This is a genomic window from Streptomyces sp. NPDC019531 (assembly GCF_044903305.1).
GTDB lineage: Bacteria > Actinomycetota > Actinomycetes > Streptomycetales > Streptomycetaceae > Streptomyces.
In genome coordinates, this window is sequence record NZ_JBJDQL010000007.1 from 64,991 (window position 1) to 84,414 (window position 19,424).

17 protein-coding genes and 1 pseudogene are annotated in these 19,424 nt (G+C 69.3%); 6 read left to right on the forward strand and 12 right to left on the reverse strand.

The window, feature by feature from the left end:
* Positions 1–76 precede the first annotated feature (76 nt).
* The 5 genes from ftsH to dacB form a co-directional block, all read right to left on the reverse strand.
* Positions 77–2,110, reverse strand: a complete 2,034-nt coding sequence (ftsH, locus tag ACI2L1_RS11345; RefSeq protein WP_404739079.1) for an ATP-dependent zinc metalloprotease FtsH — start codon at positions 2,108–2,110, stop codon at positions 77–79.
* A 184-nt stretch (positions 2,111–2,294) separates the two neighbouring features.
* A complete protein-coding gene (gene hpt, locus ACI2L1_RS11350) occupies positions 2,295–2,855 on the reverse strand; it encodes a hypoxanthine phosphoribosyltransferase (RefSeq protein WP_020122574.1) in 561 nt (186 codons plus the stop codon).
* Positions 2,856–2,909: 54 nt separating this feature from the next.
* Positions 2,910–3,932, reverse strand: a complete 1,023-nt coding sequence (gene tilS, locus ACI2L1_RS11355) for a tRNA lysidine(34) synthetase TilS (protein ID WP_404739080.1) — start codon at positions 3,930–3,932, stop codon at positions 2,910–2,912.
* Between the two features lie 213 nt (positions 3,933–4,145).
* The gene (locus ACI2L1_RS11360; RefSeq protein ID WP_404739081.1) at positions 4,146–5,270 is read right to left on the reverse strand and encodes a zinc-dependent metalloprotease; all 1,125 of its coding nucleotides are present in this window, start codon (positions 5,268–5,270) and stop codon (positions 4,146–4,148) included.
* A gap of 87 nt (positions 5,271–5,357) precedes the next feature.
* Complete coding sequence (gene dacB / locus ACI2L1_RS11365) at positions 5,358–6,998, reverse strand: D-alanyl-D-alanine carboxypeptidase/D-alanyl-D-alanine-endopeptidase (RefSeq protein WP_404739082.1); 1,641 nt, start codon at positions 6,996–6,998, stop codon at positions 5,358–5,360.
* Positions 6,999–7,077: 79 nt separating this feature from the next.
* Here dacB and ACI2L1_RS11370 point away from each other — a divergent pair, with 79 nt between their 5' ends.
* Together ACI2L1_RS11370 and ACI2L1_RS11375 are read left to right on the forward strand one after the other, a co-directional pair.
* A complete protein-coding gene (locus ACI2L1_RS11370; RefSeq protein WP_164425123.1) occupies positions 7,078–7,569 on the forward strand; it encodes an inorganic diphosphatase in 492 nt (163 codons plus the stop codon).
* Positions 7,570–7,670: 101 nt separating this feature from the next.
* Positions 7,671–9,338 (forward strand): threonine/serine exporter ThrE family protein, encoded by a 1,668-nt coding sequence (locus ACI2L1_RS11375; protein ID WP_404739083.1) that lies wholly within the window; start codon positions 7,671–7,673, stop codon positions 9,336–9,338.
* A gap of 7 nt (positions 9,339–9,345) precedes the next feature.
* On the opposite strand, the gene ACI2L1_RS11380 is transcribed toward ACI2L1_RS11375, so the two are convergent.
* On the reverse strand, positions 9,346–10,212 hold the full coding sequence (locus ACI2L1_RS11380; RefSeq protein WP_404739084.1) for a DedA family protein: 867 nt from the start codon (positions 10,210–10,212) through the stop codon (positions 9,346–9,348).
* Between the two features lie 133 nt (positions 10,213–10,345).
* On the opposite strand from ACI2L1_RS11380, the gene ACI2L1_RS11385 reads away from it, so the two are divergent.
* Positions 10,346–10,711: a YbjQ family protein gene (locus ACI2L1_RS11385; protein WP_389102927.1), complete on the forward strand. Its 366-nt coding sequence runs from the start codon at positions 10,346–10,348 to the stop codon at positions 10,709–10,711.
* A gap of 16 nt (positions 10,712–10,727) precedes the next feature.
* Here ACI2L1_RS11385 and ACI2L1_RS11390 read toward each other — a convergent pair whose 3' ends face one another.
* Positions 10,728–11,489, reverse strand: a complete 762-nt coding sequence (locus ACI2L1_RS11390; protein WP_404739085.1) for a MerR family transcriptional regulator — start codon at positions 11,487–11,489, stop codon at positions 10,728–10,730.
* A 112-nt stretch (positions 11,490–11,601) separates the two neighbouring features.
* Between ACI2L1_RS11390 and ACI2L1_RS11395 the strand changes: the two genes are divergently transcribed.
* Positions 11,602–12,882, forward strand: coding sequence for an ion channel protein (locus ACI2L1_RS11395; protein WP_404739086.1), 1,281 nt, complete (start codon positions 11,602–11,604; stop codon positions 12,880–12,882).
* 31 nt (positions 12,883–12,913) lie between these two features.
* A complete protein-coding gene (locus tag ACI2L1_RS11400; protein ID WP_404739087.1) occupies positions 12,914–14,320 on the forward strand; it encodes a glutamate decarboxylase in 1,407 nt (468 codons plus the stop codon).
* 162 nt (positions 14,321–14,482) lie between these two features.
* Here the strand turns inward: ACI2L1_RS11400 and ACI2L1_RS11405 are convergent.
* The 5 genes and pseudogenes from ACI2L1_RS11405 to ACI2L1_RS11425 all read right to left on the reverse strand — a co-directional run.
* Positions 14,483–14,760, reverse strand: a pseudogene (locus tag ACI2L1_RS11405) (ABC transporter permease); the annotation flags it as partial.
* Positions 14,756–15,397 (reverse strand): PadR family transcriptional regulator, encoded by a 642-nt coding sequence (locus ACI2L1_RS11410; RefSeq protein ID WP_404739088.1) that lies wholly within the window; start codon positions 15,395–15,397, stop codon positions 14,756–14,758. The pseudogene ACI2L1_RS11405 and the gene ACI2L1_RS11410, both read right to left, overlap by 5 nt.
* An 18-nt stretch (positions 15,398–15,415) precedes the next feature.
* Complete coding sequence (locus tag ACI2L1_RS11415; RefSeq protein WP_404739089.1) at positions 15,416–15,952, reverse strand: DinB family protein; 537 nt, start codon at positions 15,950–15,952, stop codon at positions 15,416–15,418.
* A 121-nt stretch (positions 15,953–16,073) separates the two neighbouring features.
* On the reverse strand, positions 16,074–17,534 hold the full coding sequence (locus ACI2L1_RS11420; RefSeq protein WP_404739090.1) for an aldehyde dehydrogenase family protein: 1,461 nt from the start codon (positions 17,532–17,534) through the stop codon (positions 16,074–16,076).
* A 144-nt stretch (positions 17,535–17,678) separates the two neighbouring features.
* On the reverse strand, positions 17,679–18,503 hold the full coding sequence (locus ACI2L1_RS11425; RefSeq protein WP_404739266.1) for a helix-turn-helix domain-containing protein: 825 nt from the start codon (positions 18,501–18,503) through the stop codon (positions 17,679–17,681).
* Positions 18,504–18,867: 364 nt separating this feature from the next.
* On the opposite strand from ACI2L1_RS11425, the gene ACI2L1_RS11430 reads away from it, so the two are divergent.
* Positions 18,868–19,368, forward strand: coding sequence for an ATP-binding protein (locus ACI2L1_RS11430; RefSeq protein ID WP_404739091.1), 501 nt, complete (start codon positions 18,868–18,870; stop codon positions 19,366–19,368).
* Positions 19,369–19,424 lie beyond the last annotated feature (56 nt).

Consider the following 19,424-nt stretch of genomic DNA (forward strand, 5'->3'; position numbering starts at 1 on the left):
GCGGCATCCATTCCGGGCCTGGTGAGGTCACCGAGGTGTGACCGGAGGTCAGCTTCCGGTCAGCTTTCCGGGCGGGTCAGCTCTCGGGACGCTCCTCGGGAACCGCCTCCGCGGCCGGCTCCGACGCGGTGGCCTTGGCGGTGGTGATCGCCGGGGTCGCGCCGTTGGCGCCGTTCGTCAGTGCGAGCTCCTTGGGGGAGAGCACCGGCGGACGGGTGGACGGCGTGCGTCGCGAGGAACCGGTCCAGGCCGGCCGTGCCGGACGCTTGACGATGGCGGAGAAGATCTCGGCGATCTGCTCCTTGCCCAGCGTCTCCTTCTCCAGGAGCTGGAGCACGAGGTTGTCGAGGACGTCGCGGTTCTCGACCAGGATCTCCCAGGCCTCGTTGTGCGCGTTCTCGATGAGCTTCTTGACCTCTTCGTCGACCAGCGCGGCGACCTCTTCCGAGTAGTCGCGCTGGTGAGCCATCTCACGTCCGAGGAACGGCTCGGTGTTGTCGCCACCGAACTTGATGGCGCCGAGACGCTCGGTCATGCCGTACTGCGTGACCATCGCGCGGGCCGTCGCCGTGGCCTTCTCGATGTCGTTGGCTGCGCCGGTGGTCGGGTCGTGGAAGACCAGTTCCTCGGCAGCGCGGCCGCCCAGCATGTAGGCGAGCTGGTCGAGCATCTCGTTGCGCGTGGTCGAGTACTTGTCCTCGTCCGGCAGGACCATCGTGTAGCCGAGAGCACGGCCTCTGGAGAGGATCGTGATCTTGTGGACCGGGTCGGAGTTCGGGGAGGCCGCCGCGACCAGGGCGTGTCCGCCCTCGTGGTACGCGGTGATCTTCTTTTCCTTGTCCGACATGATCCGGGTCCGCTTCTGCGGGCCCGCCACGACACGGTCGATGGCCTCGTCGAGCATGTGGTTGTCGATCAGCTTCTTGTTGCTGCGCGCCGTGAGGAGCGCCGCTTCGTTCAGCACGTTCGACAGGTCCGCGCCGGTGAAGCCCGGCGTGCGGCGGGCGACCGCCGACAGGTCGACGTCCGGGGCGACCGGCTTGCCCTTCTGGTGAACCTTGAGGATCTCCAGACGGCCCTGCATGTCCGGGCGGTCGACCGCGATCTGGCGGTCGAAGCGGCCGGGGCGCAGAAGGGCCGGGTCGAGGATGTCGGGCCGGTTCGTCGCGGCGATGAGGATCACGCCGCCCTTGACGTCGAAGCCGTCCATCTCGACGAGCAGCTGGTTCAGGGTCTGCTCGCGCTCGTCGTGGCCACCGCCGAGGCCGGCGCCGCGGTGGCGGCCGACCGCGTCGATCTCGTCGACGAAGACGATCGCCGGGGCGTTCGCCTTGGCCTGCTCGAAGAGGTCACGGACTCGGGAGGCACCGACACCGACGAACATCTCGACGAAGTCGGAACCCGAGATCGAGTAGAAGGGCACGCCGGCCTCGCCCGCGACGGCGCGCGCGAGCAGGGTCTTGCCGGTGCCGGGAGGGCCGTACAGCAGTACGCCCTTGGGGATCTTGGCCCCGACCGCCTGGAACTTCGCCGGTTCCTGGAGGAACTCCTTGATCTCCTGGAGCTCCTCGACGGCCTCGTCCGAGCCGGCGACGTCCGAGAACGTCGTCTTCGGAGTGTCCTTGGTGATGAGCTTCGCCTTGGACTTCCCGAAGTTCATGACCCGGGAGCCGCCACCCTGCATCTGATTCATCAGGAACAGGAAGACGACCACGATGAGGACGAAGGGGAGCAGGGAGAGCAGGATCCCGACGAAGGCGTTCTGCTTCGTCGGCGAGACGGTGTACCCGTCGGGGATCTGCTTGTCCTGGTACTTGGTCTGCAGCGTGTTGGCGATGGTCACGCCCTGGTCGCCGATGTAGCTCGCCTGGATCTTCGAGCTGCCCTCGACCTTTTCGCCGTCCTTGAGCTGCACCTTGATGGTGTTCTCGTCGCCGGTGGTCAGCTTGGCTTGTTCGACCTTGTTGTCATTGATCGCCTGGACGACCTGGCCGGTGTCCACCGTCTTGTAGCCGCCGGACGAGCCGACGACCTGCATCAACACGACCACGGCAAGGACGGCCAGCACGATCCACATGACCGGCCCACGGAAGTATCGCTTCACGTCCATCCATACGGAGCGATGTCGCCCCGTCCCTCCTGCCATAGTGAGTTTGATAAGACAGTTCTTCTGACGGTACCCCAGCATTGTGGGCCGAAGCCGCACCGGAGGGCTGTCGCACCCGTCTGCATGCTCCAACGGCGCGAAACCCGCTGGGGTTCCCGATCGTCCTACAGGGCTTGGGCCGTCTGGCTCAGCCGCCGTAGACGTGGGGCGCGAGCGTACCGACGAACGGGAGGTTGCGGTACTTCTCTGCGTAGTCGAGACCGTAGCCGACGACGAACTCGTTGGGGATGTCGAAGCCGACCCACTCCACGTCGATGGCGACCTTGGCGGCGTCCGGCTTGCGCAGCAGGGTGCAGACCTTGAGCGACTCCGGCTCGCGGGAGCCCAGGTTGGACAGCAGCCAGGACAGCGTCAGGCCGGAGTCGATGATGTCCTCGACGATCAGGACATGCCGGCCCTTGATGTCGGTGTCGAGGTCCTTGAGGATCCGCACCACACCGGAGGACTGGGTGCCCGCGCCGTAGGAGGACACGGCCATCCAGTCCATGGTGACGGGGGTGGACAGCGCCCGGGCGAGGTCCGCCATGACCATCACCGCGCCCTTGAGGACACCGACGATCAGCAGGTCCTTGCCCGCGTACTCCGCGTCGATCTTCGCGGCGAGCTCCACGAGCTTCGCGTCGATCTCTTCCTTGGTGATGAGTACCTCTTTGAGGTCGGCACCCATGTCTTTCGCGTCCACCCGCATCACTTTCGGTCGTCCCACCGGCCACCCGATTCCCCCCGGAGGGGAGCCGAGGATTCAGCCTTGCCGAATCACCAGTCTGCCACCCTGCCGCTGGGCGACGACCTTGCCGGGGAGATTGATGGCTCCCTGGCCGCGCCAGCCGGTGATCAGCCGGTCGACTTCCTCGATGTGGCGGGCGAACAGCGAACCGGCCGGGGCGCCGGCCTCGATGGCCGCCTGGCGCAGGATGCGGCGGCGTACGGCGGGCGGCAGGGCGTAGAGCTTCGCGCACTCCAGGAGGCCTGCCGCGTCGCGTACGGAGGCCTCGGCCTGGCGGGCCCAGGCGTCGAGGGCGTCGGCGTCGTCCCGGGAGAGCTGGGCGGTGCGGGCGAGCGCCTCGACGACTCCTTTGCCCAGCGCCTTCTCCAGGGCGGGCAGGCCCTCCTGGCGCAGCCGGGAACGGGTGTACGCGGGGTCGGCGTTGTGCGGGTCGTCCCAGACCGGCAGGGACTGGACCATGCAGGCCTTGCGGGCTGTCTGCCGGTCGAGCTGCAGGAAGGGGCGGCGGTAACGGCCGTCGGCCCCCGAGACCGCGGCCATTCCGGACAGGGAGCGGATGCCGGAGCCGCGGGCGAGGCCGAGCAGGACGGTTTCGGCCTGGTCGTCGCGGGTGTGACCGAGCAGAACGGCGGTCGCGCCATGGCGTTCGGCCGCGGCGTCGAGGGCGGCGTAGCGGGCGTAGCGGGCGGCGGCCTCTGGTCCGCCTTCGCGGCCGACTGTGACGGCGGTGGACTCGACGGGGTCCAGGCCGAGTTCGCGGAGCCTGAGGACGACTTCCTCGGCGCGCTGGTCGGAGCCGGGCTGGAGGCCGTGGTCGACGGTGATGCCGCCGGCGCGGACGCCGAGCTTGGGGGCCTCGAAGGCGAGGGCGGAAGCGAGCGCCATGGAGTCGGCGCCGCCGGAGCACGCCACGAGCACGAGCGGCGACGGGCGCCTGTGCGGACTCTGCTCGGCGGGGCTGTGATGGTCGTTGAGGATGTCGTGGAGGACGCGGCGGACCGCCAGGCGTATCGCCGCGACCGCAGGATGGGGACCCATGTCCGGTTCCCTTCATGAAGTTTTCGGGGGTGAGCCCGAGATTCGGTCACTCAGAGTGTGAAGATGGTGACAGAACCGGGCCGTTCCCCGAGCATTGCACGCCTACGCATGGCTCACGGTCCCTCGGACGGGTGATTGAAGGGGCGTTCGCCTGCCGTCGGCCGGATTCCTCTCACGACGTCCGCGCGCGGTTACACGACCCGCCCTCGGGGTTCACGACTCGGCCTTGCGGTGCACCCTCGCGACCCAGTCCGCCGGTTTGGCGATCTCCGTCTTGGTCGGGAGGGTGTTCGGGGAGGTCCAGACACGGTTGAAGCCGTCCATGCCGACCTGGTCGACGACGGCGCGTACGAAGCGTTCGCCGTCGCGGTACTGCCGGAGCTTGGCGTCCAGGCCCAGCAGTTTGCGCAGCGCCATGTCCAGGCGGGAGGCGCCCTTGGCCCGCCGCTGCTGAAACTTCTCGCGGATCTCGGCGACGCTCGGCACCACGGCCGGGCCCACTCCGTCCATGACGAAGTCGGCGTGGCCCTCCAGGAGGGACATCACGGCGGTGAGGCGGCCGAGGATCTCCCGCTGGGCCGGGGTCTGCACGATCTCCACGAACGAGCGCCCGGCGTCGTCCTCCTCGCCCTCCGGGCGGCTCCCGGCGAGCGACTGGGCGGCCTCACGGATGCGCTCCAGGACGGTCATGGGGTCGACCTCGGTCTCCCCCAGGAACGACTGGATTTCGCCCTCCAGGTGGTCGCGCAGCCAGGGCACGGCCGTGAACTGCGTGCGGTGGGTCTCCTCGTGCAGGCAGACCCACAGGCGGAAGTCGTGGGGCTGGACGTCGAGTTCGCGCTCCACATGCACGATGTTCGGGGCGACGAGGAGGAGCCGGCCACCGCCGTTGGCCCCTGCGGGGAGTTCGCGGGTGGGCGGGGCGAAGGTCTCGTACTGGCCGAGGACGCGGGAGGACAGGAACGACAGCAGCATGCCCAGTTCGACGCCCGTCACCTTGCCGCCGACGGCGCCCAGGACCGCACCGCCCGGGGTGTTGCCGCGTCGTTCCTGCATCTTCTCCAGGAGCGGTTTGAGGATCTCCCGGAATCCGGCGACGTTCGCCCGGACCCAGCCGGGGCGGTCGACGACGAGTACGGGAGTGTCGTGGACGTCCTCCGTCCCCATCCGGGTGAAGCCGCGGACGTGTTCCTCCGAGACCTTGGCGTGCCGGCGCAGTTCCGCGACGACGGCCCGGGCCTCGTCACGGCTCACGTCGGGGCCCGGCCGTACGAGCCGGGTCGCGGTCGCCACCGCGAGATTCCAGTCGACCATCTCGGCACCACCGATGCTCGTCATGCGTCAACCGTACGTGAGCGTTCCCACTTGGGGCAGGCCGCTCGGTCGGGCAAAGCCGACGTCTGCCCCACCGGGCCCCCGGCCGGTTCAGCCGCAGCCGCAGGCCGCCAGCGCGGTCGCCGTGCGGTCCAGAGCGCTCTGCGCCGCTGCCGAATCGGTCGTGTCCGACGCGAGGAACGCGAAGGCCAGCAGTCGGCCGTCCTGGTCGACGACCGTCCCGGCCAAGGCGTTCACCCCTGTGAGGGTGCCCGTCTTCGCCCGTACGATGCCCGCCGCGCCGTCTGTGTAGCGGCTGGTCAGGGTGCCGGTGAAGCCGGCCACCGGGAGGCCCGTGAGGACGGGGCGGAGCTCGGGGTGGGCCGGGGCGCCCGCCTTCACCAGCAGGGCTGTCAGCACCTCCGCGGTGAGCCGGTCGGCGCGGTCGAGGCCGCTGCCGTCGTGGAAGTCGGCGCCGGACAGCGGGAGCCCGAGCTTCTTCAGCTGGGCGCTGATCGCCTTGCCGCCGCCCGCGAAGTCGGCGCGCTGTCCGGTCGCGACGGCGGTCTGGCGGGCGAGGGCCTCGGCGATGTCGTTGTCGCTGTTGGTCAGCATGCGTTCGACCAGGGCCGACAGGGGCGGTGAGGAGACCTCGGCGAGATTCTCGGCGCGACCGGTCGCCTTGGACGGGCCGGGGGAGGTCGTCTTGATGCCGTGGGCTGACAGGAGCTTCGCGAAGGTGCGGGTCGCTTCCGTCGCCGGGTCGCTCACGCGCGCGACGGGGCCGCTCGTCGAGTCGTCGGTGCGGGCCTCGTCCGCCATCAGGGCGCTGACGGGGGCGAGGTTGTCGTTGACCCCGATCGGGTGCATCTCGGAGCCGGCGTAGAGGGTTTTGTCGTAGGAGAGCGTGACGGTGGTGATGTCCCGCTTCTTGAGGGCCGCGGCAGTCTCCCCGGCCAGTTCCCGCAGGCTCGCCCAGCCTCCCCCGTCGTCCGTGCGGGCCGTGAGCGTGGGGTCGCCGCCGCCGACGAGGACGAGCTCCTTGGTGTCGGGTTCCAGGGCCGCGCGGGTGGTGAGGCGGTGGTCGGCGCCGAGGGCGGAGAGGGCGGCGACCGCGGTGGCGATCTTCGTGGTGGAGGCGGGGGTCAGCGCGGTCCCCGCGCCCGCGTCGTAGAGCCGCTTGCCGGTGGTGACGTCGACGACGGCCGCGGTGTGGTGGGCGCCGAGTGCCGGGGTCCCGAGGAGTGGGTCGAGGACGCCCGCGAGGGCCGTTCCGATCGGGGCGGACTTCACGGAGTTGCCGGCGCCGCCGAGTCCGACGAGCACGGACGCGGCGCTCGGGGCGGGGTGCGGCGCCGAGTCCGTCGTACCGGAATCACCACCGTGATCTGTGCCACCCGGCTGCTCCAGTGCGGCTGCCCGGTCCCGCTCGGCCGTACGCTGACCGGTGGAGTCCCACGGACCGGCGGCGGTCGCCACGGTGGCGGCCAGCGCCAGACCGGCGGTGGCGGCGCCCGCGGTGTACTGCCAGGTCTTGACGACCTTCGGCCTCGGAATCCGGGCAAGCCCTGTGACCTGCGGTTTCACGGCGGCGACGGTGCGTGCGAGATACGGCCGTACGGCGTCCGTGGCCCGGGTGAGTCCTGGGCGCACGGCGTCCGCGGCGCGTGCCAGACGGGGTCGTACGGCGTTCGCGAACCGCACCACATGCGGCCTCGCGGTCCGCCAAGGCCTCAGTTCAGGCACGACCAACAGCCCCTTTCGCGATCACACACCAGCGTGAGGGACACTTAACCACCAGAACTATGTGCTGATCATGGAGGAGCCACCGGTGGAGTTCGACGTCACGATCGAGATTCCGAAGGGTTCGCGGAACAAGTACGAGGTGGACCACGAGACCGGTCGGATCCGCCTGGACCGTCGACTCTTCACCTCGACCGCCTACCCGACCGACTACGGCTTCGTCGAGAACACCCTCGGCGAGGACGGCGACCCGCTGGACGCGCTGGTCATTCTTGACGAGCCGACGTTCCCGGGCTGCCTCATCAAGTGCCGTGCGATCGGCATGTTCCGGATGACGGACGAGGCCGGCGGTGACGACAAGCTGCTCTGCGTGCCGGCGACGGACCCGCGCCAGGAGCACCTGCGCGACATCCACCACGTCTCCGAGTTCGACCGCCTGGAGATCCAGCACTTCTTCGAGGTCTACAAGGACCTGGAGCCCGGCAAGTCCGTCGAGGGCGCCGACTGGGTCGGCCGCACCGACGCCGAGGCCGAGATCGAGCGGTCCTACAAGCGCTTCAAGGACCAGGGCGGCCACTGAGCCCTGTGCGACGAACGGGCCGCACGCACACGCGTGCGGCCCGTTCGCATGCCCGCGCATACTGAGGCTTACGGAATGTGTCGTTCAGGGAGCGTTACGGAGTGACGGAGGCGGAGTACCGCAAGCCGCAGTCGGACGAGGCCAGGAGTTTCTACGACTCCGAGATCACGTCCGAGTTCGCCGTTCCCGACGGGCTCGCCATGCCCAGAGGCGTCGGCGGCGAGGCGGAGACCACGTCGGAGTTCGCGGTGCCGAAGGGGCTGGAGGTGCCGCAGCCGCCCACCGCCGAGTCGGAGGGTTCGGCGTTCAACACGCCCCGGACCTACAGCGCGAGGGACGCGCCGGTCGCCTTCACGCCCGCGACCGGCATACCGGTGGTCAGCCTCACCAAGGACGTGCCGTGGCAGGACCGGATGCGCACGATGCTGCGGATGCCGGTGACCGAGCGGCCCGCGCCGGAGCCGGTGCAGAAGTCCGAGGACGAGGCCGGTCCGGCCGTCCCGCGCGTGCTCGACCTGACCCTGCGCATCGGCGAGCTGCTCCTCGCGGGCGGTGAGGGCGCGGAGGACGTGGAAGCGGCGATGTTCGCCGTCTGCCGGTCGTACGCTCTCGACCGCTGTGAGCCGAACGTCACCTTCACGCTGCTGTCGATCTCGTACCAGCCGTCGCTGGTGGAGGACCCGGTGACGGCGTCCAGGACCGTGCGGCGGCGCGGCACCGACTACACGCGCCTCGCGGCCGTCTTCCAGCTCGTGGACGACCTCAGCGACCCCGAGACGGCCATCTCCCTGGAGGAGGCGTACCGGCGGCTCGCCGAGATCCGGCGCAACCGGCACCCGTATCCGACCTGGGTGCTCACCACGGCGAGCGGGTTGCTCGCGGGCGCCGCCTCCGTGCTCGTCGGCGGTGACCTGGTCGTGTTCGTCGCGGCCATGCTCGGCGCGATGCTCGGCGACCGGCTGGCGTGGCTGTGCGCGGGGCGGGGGCTGCCGGAGTTCTACCAGTTCACGGTTGCCGCGATGCCGCCCGCGGCGATCGGGGTCGCCCTGACGCTGGCCCATGTGGACGTGAAGGCGTCGGCGGTCATCACCGGTGGGCTGTTCGCGCTGCTGCCGGGGCGGGCGCTGGTGGCGGGCGTCCAGGACGGACTGACCGGGTTCTACATCACCGCGTCGGCCCGGTTGCTGGAGGTCATGTACTTCTTCGTGGGCATTGTCGTGGGCGTGCTGGTGATGCTCTACGTGGGCGTGCAGCTGGGGGCGCATCTCAATCCCGACGAGGCGCTGTCGACGGACCCGCGGCCGCTGTGGCAGACCGCCGCGTCCATGTTGCTGTCGCTGACCTTCGCCGTACTGCTTCAGCAGGAACGATCCACCGTGTTGGCCGTCACCTTGAACGGTGGCGTCGCCTGGTGTGTGTACGGCGCGATGCACTACACCGGGGAATTCTCCCCGGTTGCCTCCACGGCCGTCGCGGCGGGTCTTGTGGGGTTGTTCGGGCAGTTGCTGTCCCGGTTCCGGTTCGCTTCCGCGCTGCCGTACACGACCGCGGCGATCGGGCCGCTGCTGCCGGGTTCCGCGACGTACTTCGGGTTGTTGTCGATCGCTCAGAACCAGGTCGACGAGGGGCTGGTGTCGCTGTCCAAGGCGGCGGCGCTTGCCATGGCCATCGCCATTGGGGTCAACCTGGGGTCTGAGATCTCCCGGTTGTTCCTGAGGGTCGGTTCTGCGGGGAAGCGGCGGGCCGCCAAGAGGACACGGGGGTTCTGAGCTTCGGTCAGTAGCCCTCGTTGTACGGGTACTGCTGGTTCTGCTGACCGTACGGCTGCCGGCCGTGGTTCTGTGGGTACTGCTGGGCGTACGGCTGCGGTTGCTGGGGCTGCTGGCCGTAGGGCTGGTCGTAGCCGTACTGCTGCTGCGGCGGCTGCTGCTGCTGCTCGTCGTTCGACGGGATGCGGCGGAGCTGGGTCGTCGCGTCGTCCATGGGCTGGTACGGCTGCTGAGCCGGAGCCTGTGCCGCCGCGCGCTTCTTCTTCCCGCGCTCGCGGAGGTACTCGATGATGATCGGGACCACGGAGACGAAGACGATCAGCACGAGGATGGCCTCGACGTTCTTGTGGATGACGTCGATCTGGCCGAGCCAGTAACCCGCGAGGGTCACGCCCGTGCCCCAGGCCACGCCACCGATCACGTTGTACGTCAGGAAGGTGCGGTACTTCATACGGCCGGCGCCCGCCACGATGGGGGCGAAGGTGCGCACGATCGGCACGAAGCGGGCCAGGACGATCGCCTTGGGGCCGTACTTCTCCATGAACTCATGGGCCTTCTCCAGGTTCTCCTGCTTGAAGAGCCTGGAGTTCGGCCGACTGAAGAGCTTCGGGCCGAAGAACTTGCCGATCATGTAGCCGACCTGGTCGCCGAGGACGGCGGCCAGCACGATCAGGGCGCACACCAGCCACAGCGGCTGGCTGATGAACTCGCCCTGGGCCACGAAGAGGCCCGCCGTGAACAGCAGCGAGTCACCTGGCAGGAAGGCGAACAGCCCGGACTCCGCGAAGACGATCAGCAGGATGCCCGGGAGGCTGAAGGTCTCGATCAGATAGTCGGGACTGAGCCACTCGGGGGCGAGCGCGAGCGTGGTCACGGGATTGTGGCTCCTGCGTGTGGGGTTCGGGCTGGGACTGGCTGCCCACAAGTATCAACGCAGCCATGGTGACCCAGGTTCCTTGGGGCTCCCCAGGATGCACTGTGCTCCGTCTGGGACAAAGCTGTGAGCCATGGGTATTGACGAATACGGCGGCGGCCAGGGGCCCCAGCCCGATGTGCTCGTAGTGACCACGAACGACGTGCCCGGACACCGGGTCCAGGAGGTGCTGGGCGAGGTCTTCGGGTTGACCGTGCGCTCCCGGCATCTCGGCAGCCAGATCGGCGCCGGGCTGAAGTCGATGATCGGCGGCGAGCTCAAGGGGCTCACCAAGACGCTGGTGCAGACCCGCAACCAGGCCATGGAGCGGCTCGTCGAGCAGGCACGCGCGCGTGGGGCGAACGCCGTGCTGATGTTCCGCTTCGACGTGACGGAGGCGGCGGACGTGGGCACGGAGGTGTGCGCCTACGGGACGGCGGTGGTCCTGACCCGGGAGTAGCCCCCGGGTCGGACGACTACGAGGTGCGGCGGGCCGCGTTGGCCGTGATCGCCTCCCTGAGGTGCTCGGCCAGACCTGGACGCATGGTGTCGTAGAACGCCTTGAAGCGCTCGTCCGAGACGTACATCTCGGCGAGGCCGACGTGCATGTCGTACGGGCAGTCGTAGAACCATGTGCAGATGTGCTGCCGGTGTTCCTCGGCCATGTCCGTCGCCGCCTTGCCGGTCGGCGGTTCGTCGGCGGCCATCAGGGCGTCATAGCGCTCGCCCCAGGCGTTGACCTCGGCCTGCATGCGCTTCCAGTCGTCCTTGGTGTAGCGCGCGGCGCGGCGCTGTGACTCGGCGTACGCCTCGGTGCCGCCCCAGCGCTGTTCCGCCTCCTCGGCGTACTGCTCGGGGTCCTTGTCGCCGAAGACCTCGAAGCGTTCCTCGGGGGTGAGATTGATGCCCATCCTGCGTGCCTCCATGGCGTGTTCCACGGCCGCCGCCATCTTCTGCAGCTTCTCGATCCGGGCGGTCAGCAGTTCATGCCGGCGGCGCAGATGCGCGCGCGGGTCCGCGGCCGGGTCGTCGAGCAGGGCGGCGACCTCGTCGAGCGGGAAGCCGAGCTCGCGGTAGAACAGGATCTGCTGCAGCCGGTCGAGGTCGGCGTCGCCGTAGCGCCGGTGGCCCGCTCGGCTGCGCTCACTCGGGGTGAGCAGGCCGATGTCGTCGTAGTGGTGCAGTGTGCGCACGGTGACGCCGGCGAAGCCCGCGACCTGTCCCACGGAGTAGCTCACTTCGTCCGCTCCCTTCTCGGTACGCGCTCCACGGTGGCTCCTCACGCCACGTGAGGTGCAAGAGGGTTTCTTTCAAAATGTCGTGACCGTTTTGTCCGCTTATCGTGAGCCCGTGGCCCAGGACACCGCGCAGCAGGCACCCGCCCCGGCGACTCCGGCGCGCGCCCTGCTGCCGTTGATCCTCCCGGCTGTAGTGGTGGGCGTGGGCGCGAGTCTGCTCCTCATTGGGGTGAGCGCGGCGGCCGAGGAGCTCCAGCACGTGCTGTGGCGGAACCTGCCGGACGCGCTGGGGGTGGGCCGGTACTCCGCGCTGTGGATGCTGGTGATGCTCACGGCGACGGGGGTGGTCGTGGGACTGGTGGTGTGGAAGGCGCCGGGGCACGCCGGTCCGGATCCGGCCACCATGGGGCTGGACGCTCCGGTGCTGCCGCTCGCGGTTCTGCCGGGGCTGCTGCTGGCGACCGCGCTGATGCTCGCGGGCGGGCCGAGCCTCGGGCCCGAGAACCCGATCATCGCGGTGAACGTGGCCCTGACCTTCTGGCTGGGGCGCCGGCTGCTCCCGCGGATGCCGCGCGGACTGTGGCCGGCGCTGGCGGAGGCGGCGACGATCGGCGCGCTGTTCGGCACTCCGGTGGCGGCGGCGCTGGTGATCTCCGAGGCGCTGGCCGGGCGGCAGCTCAGGGGCGCGCTGTGGGACAACGTCTTCGGGCCGTTGGCCGCGGCCGCGGCCGGCGCGCTGACTGCCACCCTGATGGACCATCCCTCCTTCGATCTGCATCTGCCCGCGTTCGGGCGGCCCGGCTGGGGCGATCTGCTGGCCGTGCTGGTGATCGCGTCGGCGGCGACGCTGCTCGGCATGGCCGCCGTGCTGGCCTTCCCGTACGTCCATGGCGCGTTCGCGCGGCTGCGGCACCCGATGGTGGCGCTTCCGGTCGGCGGGCTCGTGCTGGGGCTGCTGGCGGCCGTCGGTGGCCATCTGACGCTCTTCAAGGGGCTGGACGAGATCGGCGAGCTGGCTGCCGATCCGACGGGCTGGTCGGCCGGACAGTTCGCCACCATGACGGTGGTGAAGCTGGCGGCGCTGCTCGTCGCGGCTTCCTGCGGCTTCCGGGGCGGGCGGATCTTCCCGGCCGTGTTCGTCGGAGTCGCCTTCGGACTGTGCGCCCACGCGCTCGTGGACGCCGTACACCTGGCCCTCGGCGTGGCGGCCGGGGTGCTGGGCGTGTTGCTCGCCGTCACCCGGCAGGCCTGGGTGAGTCTGTTCACCGCCGCCGTGCTGGTGGCCTCGCCCGCGATCCTCGCGCTGCTGTGCATCGCCTCGCTGCCAGCCTGGCTGCTGGTGACGGGGCGATCGCAGATGCAGTTGCGCGCGGACGGAACCCCGGTCCGCTGACCGACGTTGATCCCTTCTAGGAGGCACGCCCATGCCACTGCACAAAGGACCCGAGAAGCCCGACGAGCGTCCGTTGTCCGTCAATCCCTTCTACGGCGAGGCCGATCCGGTCGGCGGGATGACCGAGGCCCCGCCCAAGCACCGGCTCCCCGCCGCTCCCCTGCCGCCGTCGACCGCCTACCAGGTGGTGCACGACGAGCTGATGCTCGACGGCAACTCCCGGCTGAACCTCGCCACCTTCGTCACGACCTGGATGGAACCGCAGGCCGGGGTCCTGATGGGTGAGTGCCGGGACAAGAACATGATCGACAAGGACGAGTACCCGCGCACCGCGGAGCTGGAGCGGCGCTGCGTGGCGATGCTCGCCGACCTGTGGAACGCGCCGGATCCGTCGGCGGCGGTGGGCTGTTCGACGACCGGCTCCAGCGAGGCGTGCATGCTGGCGGGCATGGCGCTGAAGCGGCGCTGGGCGCAGCGCAACGCCGACCGGTACCCGGGGGCGCGGCCCAACCTGGTCATGGGGGTCAATGTCCAGGTGTGCTGGGAGAAGTTCTGCAACTTCTGGGAGGTGGAGGCCCGTCAGGTGCCCATGGAGGGCGACCGCTTCCACCTCGACCCGCAGGCCGCCGCCGAGCTGTGCGACGAGAACACCATCGGGGTCGTGGGCATCCTCGGCTCCACCTTCGACGGCTCCTACGAGCCGATCGCCGACCTGTGCGCGGCCCTGGACGCCCTCCAGGAGCGCACCGGTCTGGACATCCCCGTGCACGTCGACGGGGCATCCGGTGCCATGGTCGCGCCCTTCCTCGACGAGGACCTGGTGTGGGACTTCCGGCTGCCGAGGGTCGCCTCCATCAACACCTCCGGGCACAAGTACGGCCTCGTCTACCCGGGTGTCGGCTGGGCGCTGTGGCGGGACAACGAGGCGCTGCCCGAGGAGCTCGTGTTCCGGGTGAACTACCTGGGCGGTGACATGCCGACCTTCGCGCTGAACTTCTCCCGGCCCGGGGCCCAGGTCGTCGCGCAGTACTACACCTTCCTCCGGCTGGGCCGCGAGGGCTACCGGGCCGTGCAGCAGTCCACTCGGGACGTGGCCCGGGGCGTCGCCGACCGCGTGGAGGCGCTCGGCGACTTCCGGCTGCTGACCCGCGGCGACGAACTCCCCGTGTTCGCGTTCACCACGGCACCGGGCATCGAGGCGTACGACGTCTTCGACGTCTCCCGGCGACTGCGCGAGCGGGGCTGGCTCGTCCCGGCGTACACCTTCCCTCCGCACCGCGAGGACCTGTCGGCGCTGCGCGTGGTCTGCCGCAACGGCTTCTCGACCGACCTGGCCGACCTGTTCGTCGAGGACCTGGCCGGCCTGCTGCCCGAACTGCGGCGCCAGCCGCATCCGTTCACCCACGACAAAGGGGCGGCGACCGGTTTCCACCACTGACCGCGCCCGCCCCGCCGCCCTGCCGCTCCCCCGGCCCCGCACCATGACGATCCCCCCCGTCCGCCCTCTCAGCGCCGCACTGTCATACCTGGTACACCGCTCGGCGCACCGGGGTTCCCACTTTCCCGCGGCGGACTCGAAGCCCTGACCGGTTGCGGGGCGCTACCTGCTCAGCGCCCCGCACCTCCGTACCGCCGACGGGAAGAACACCGCCAGGAGGGCCAACGGCCAGACGACCGCCGCCCGCACGTGCCCCGGGTCCCCAACGGGGCCGCCCAGCAGGTCGCGGACGGCCGTCGCCGTCCGGGCGACATCGGGTTCCACTCGACGACCGTGCCCAGCCAGGCGGGCCCGGAGTCGGGGGTCGCGAAGGCGTTGGACAGGAAGCCGACCGGTCAGACCAGGATCTGTACGGCCTGCACCAGCTCCGGCTGATCAGCGGGCGTCCTCGGGATGCCGCTCCCCCGTCGCGTAAGGGTTCTCCTCGTCGTCGGTGAGGACGCCGACGAACGGGGCGCCCTCCCCCGCGAAGGTGTACGAGCCGCCCTCGATGCGGGCGATGAGACCCTGGGTCCACTCGGCCTCGGCGTCGGCCGTGTGGATCCAGAGGTTCATGATCTCGCCGATGTGGCCGAGCTGCTGCGGGCCGTCCTCGGGCACGTAGTGCTCGGTGACGGCGGAGCGCCACTCCTCGATGCCCCGGATGCGCTCCTTGAGGAGCGCGACCGCCTCGGCGCGCGGCAGGTCGACCATGAAGCCGATGGCCGCCGACTTGATGTCCATCTTCTGGTCGTAGGAGGTCAGCGCCTCGCGCACCAGCCGCAGGAACTCCTCGGTGCCCACGTCGGTGATCTCGTACTCGGTGCGCGGCGGGCCGCCGGCCGTGGAGGGCGCGATCTCGTGCGCGTGCAGCAGCCCCTGCTTCGCCATCTGCTTCAGGGCGTGGTAGATCGAGCCGGGCTTGGCGTTGGACCACTCGTGCGCGCCCCAGTACTCCAGGTCGTTGCGCACCTGGTAGCCGTGGGCCCGTCCGTGCTGGCGCACCGCGCCGAGCACGAGAAGACGGATCGTTGACATGCGGTCCAGGTTATGGCCTCACTTCTCGGCGAGTGCCACCAGCTCGAACGCCGTCTTTCCGTCCAGGGACTCCCGGATGATGTCGGCGTGGCCCGCGTGCCGGGCCGTCTCGCGGATCAGGTGCAGAAGCACCCAGCGGACGGAGACCCGGCCCTCGGGCGGGAACCAGGGCCGGTCCGGGAGCGCGAAGGTGTCGTCGAGGCTCGGGGCCGAGCGGGCGAACGCCTCCGTCTCGGCGGCCACCTTCTCCCAGTACGCCAGCTGCGACTCGACGGTCTCGCCGTCGACCAGAGCGAAACACTCGTGCCAGTTCGACTCGTCCCGGTGTACGGCCGGCTCCTCGCCCCTGGCACGGGCGATCCAGCCCTGTTCGACCTCGGCGACGTGCTTGACCAGTCCGGCCAGGGAGAGTTCGCTCGCGCTCGGCCTGCTCGTGGCCTGGTCGTGTGTCAGCCCGAGCACCGCCCGCCGGATTCCGCCGCGCTGCTCCTCCAGGAAGGAGAGAAGCGCTCCGCGCTCGTCGCCGCTCGCTTCTGCCGGAACGTGAGTGACCATGACGGCCGCCTTTCGCTTTCGTGGAGCCGGGGTGCTTCCCCCTGACACCGACGAAGCTACGGGCCCTCTAGGACAGTTTCGGTCCTAAAGGGCCCGCGCGAGGACAGTCGTACGCGATACGTCAGAACGGGAAGCCGCTCCGGCCGTGCTGCACCGAGATCCACTTGGTGGTGGTGAAGGAGTCCAGCATGGTGTCGCCGTTCAGGCGGCCGATGCCGGAGTGCTTCTCGCCGCCGAAGGGGACGATCGGCTCGTCGTGGACGGTGCCGTCGTTGACGTGGAACATGCCGGTGTCGATCTGCTTGGCGAAGGCGACACCGCGCTCGATGTTCGCGGTGTGGACTGCGCCGCTGAGGCCGTAAGGGGTGTCGTTGACCAGGCGGACGGCCTCTTCCTCGCCGTCGAAGGGGACGAGGAGGGCGACCGGGCCGAAGAGTTCCTGCCGCAGGAGCGGCGAGCCCGCGGGGAGATCGGTGAGGACCGAGGGCTCGACCAGGTTGTCCGTCGTGGTGCCGTGCACCAGGGCCGTCGCGCCGTCGGCGATCGCCTGCTCCACGGCGCTCGAAAGGGCGTCCGCCTGCGAGGAGTTGATCACCGGGCCGATGACCGTCTCGGGGTCGCGCGGGTCGCCGACCTTCAGCGTCCGCACCTTGGCGACGAACTTCTCGGTGAACTCCTCGGCGACCGTACGGTCGACCAGGACGCGGTTGGCGGCCATGCAGACCTGGCCCTGGTGGACGTAGCGGCTGAAGACCGCCGCGTCGACCGCGTAGTCGATGTCGGCGTCGTCGAGGACCACCAGCGCGCTGTTGCCGCCGAGTTCGAGGACCGAGCGCTTGAAGCCCGCGGCGCAGACAGTGGCGACATGGCGGCCGACCTTGTCGGAGCCGGTGAAGGAGATGACCTTCGGGACGGGGTGCTCGATGAAGGCGTCGCCGATCTCGGCGATGTCGGTGATGACGACGTTGAGCAGACCGGCGGGCAGCCCCGCGTCCTCGAAGAGCTTCGCGACCAGGGAGCCACCGACGATCGGCGTGTTCTGGTGCGGCTTGAGGACGACGGCGTTGCCGAGCGCGAGCGCGGGGGCGACCGACTTGATCGACAGCAGGAAGGGGAAGTTGAAGGGGCTGATCACACCCACGACACCGACCGGGACGCGGTAGACACGGTTCTCCTTGCCGTCCACCGGCGAGGGGATGATCCGGCCCTCGGGACGCAGCGAGAGGTGGATGGCCTCGCGCAGGAACTCCTTGGCGAGGTGGAGTTCGAAGCCGGCCTTCAGAGGGGTGCCGCCGAGCTCCGCGATGATCGCCTCGGCGATCTCGCCCTCGCGCTCCTCGATCAGCCTGAGCGCCTTCTCGAACACCGCACGGCGGGCATAGGGGTTGGTCGCGGCCCACTTCTTCTGCGCGCGTGCGGCGGCGCGGTACGCCTCGTCGACCTCATCGACCGTGGCTATGGTGATCGACGCCAACTTCTCGTTGTCGTACGGGTTGAAGTCGATGATGTCCCAGGAACCGGTACCCGGGCGCCACTCACCGTCGATGTACTGCTGGGCCAGGTCGGTGAAGTACGACGACATGTGATCCCCAAATCACTAGCAGACACACGATCAACGTCACGGTCTGATCACACGTCATCGTACTTGCGCGGCAGGCGAGTTGGGCACTCCGAGCAATCTTCTGGGGAGAACCCTAGGAATGTCGGTGGAGATCCTGCGTGCACCTCAGGAGAGTTGCAGGAGTCCGCGCAGCAGATCCCGGCTCTCGTCCAGGCCCGGGCTGTCCTGCTGGAGCTCCTTGAGCGCCTTCTCGTACTGCGTCACGTCCTCGCGTTTGTCGAGGTAGAGCGCGCTGGTGAGCTGCTCCAGATAGACGACGTCGGTCAGGTCGGACTCGGTGAAGCTGAGGATCGTGAACGCGCCGCTCTCGCCGGAGTGGCCGCCGAAGCCGAACGGCATGACCTGCAGCCGTACGTTGGGGCGTTCGGAGATCTCGATGAGGTGCTGGAGCTGGCCGCGCATCACCTCGCGGTCGCCGTAGGGGCGGCGCAGGGCCGCCTCGTCGAGGACCACGTGGAACTCGGGGCCGTTCTCGTCGGCCAGGTGCTTCTGTCGCTCCAGGCGCAGGGCCACGCGCTTCTCGACGTCCGCCTCGCTCGCGCCCTTCATCCCGCGCCGGACGACTGCACGTGCATACGCCTCGGTCTGCAGCAAGCCGTGGATGAACTGGACTTCGTACGCGCGGATGAGGGAGGCCGCGCCCTCCAGGCCGACATAGGTGGGGAACCAGCTCGGCAGGACATCGGAGTAACTGTGCCACCAGCCCGCGACGTTGGCCTCGCGGGCGAGGGAGAGGAGCGAGGCCCGCTCCTGTCCGTCCGTGATGCCGTACAGCGTCAACAGGTCTTCCACGTCACGCGTCTTGAAGCTCACCCGGCCCAACTCCATCCGGCTGATCTTCGACTCGGACGCGCGGATCGAGTAGCCCGCCGCCTCGCGCGTGATGTTCCGTGCCTCACGCAGTCGCCTGAGTTGCGAGCCGAGCAGCATCCGCCGCACCACCGATCCGGGCTCTCCCGCGCTCACGTTCGCCAGCCTCCCCAACGTTTTCAGGAGCCGAAGTCTGCCACTAAAACACTCCGAGCAGTACTCGTCCGATTACAGAGATGGAAAGAAGTCAAAGATTCTGCACAGGACCGGGACGGAGAAGGCGAGGAAGAGGCAAGAAACAGGGGAGAAGATGGCGGAAAAAATGACCCAGAAACGGTACGGGAGGGTCCAATTCGGTCACCTGCACGTGCATCTGCACCTTGCATCTGCATCGCTCATCCGAAACCATGGTCCCGCGCAACCGCTGCATCGCAACGACCGCGAATTCCCGGGAGTGCCTCGCATGGGGACGAATGGATCGACCATGCTCGAGCCGTTACGGCAGGGCCTTCCGCCGCTGGATCCCGCGGCCGTGTCCGACGCCGCCTCCTGTTCACTGCCCGCCCGCTACGAAGCGGTGGGCGACGCACGGAGGTTCACCCGCAGAACGCTCGACCAGTGGGAGCTGGACGACTGCTTCGACGACGTCTGTCTGGTGGTCTCCGAACTCGTCACCAACGCGCTGCGGCACGCCATGCCGGGGAACGGCGCGCACACCGGGGAACAGAACCCGCCCGTGCGGCTTCATCTGATGCGGTGGACCGAGCGGTTGGTGTGCGCGGTGCGCGACCCCAGCCGGGAAAGCCCGATCGCGCGCGATTCCGACGACTTCTCGGCGGAGTCGGGGCGTGGGCTGTTCCTCGTCGACTCCTTCAGCGACAGCTGGGGATGGCATCCGATGGCCGGGGCCCTCGGCGGCAAGGTGGTCTGGGCACTGTTCCGGCTCCAGCAGCACACGTCACCCCCGTCGGGCGCGGCCGAGTGACCCACCGCGGCGTTTTTCGTCGCCGCGGTTCTACGCGCGTTACCCAGCGCGCGATC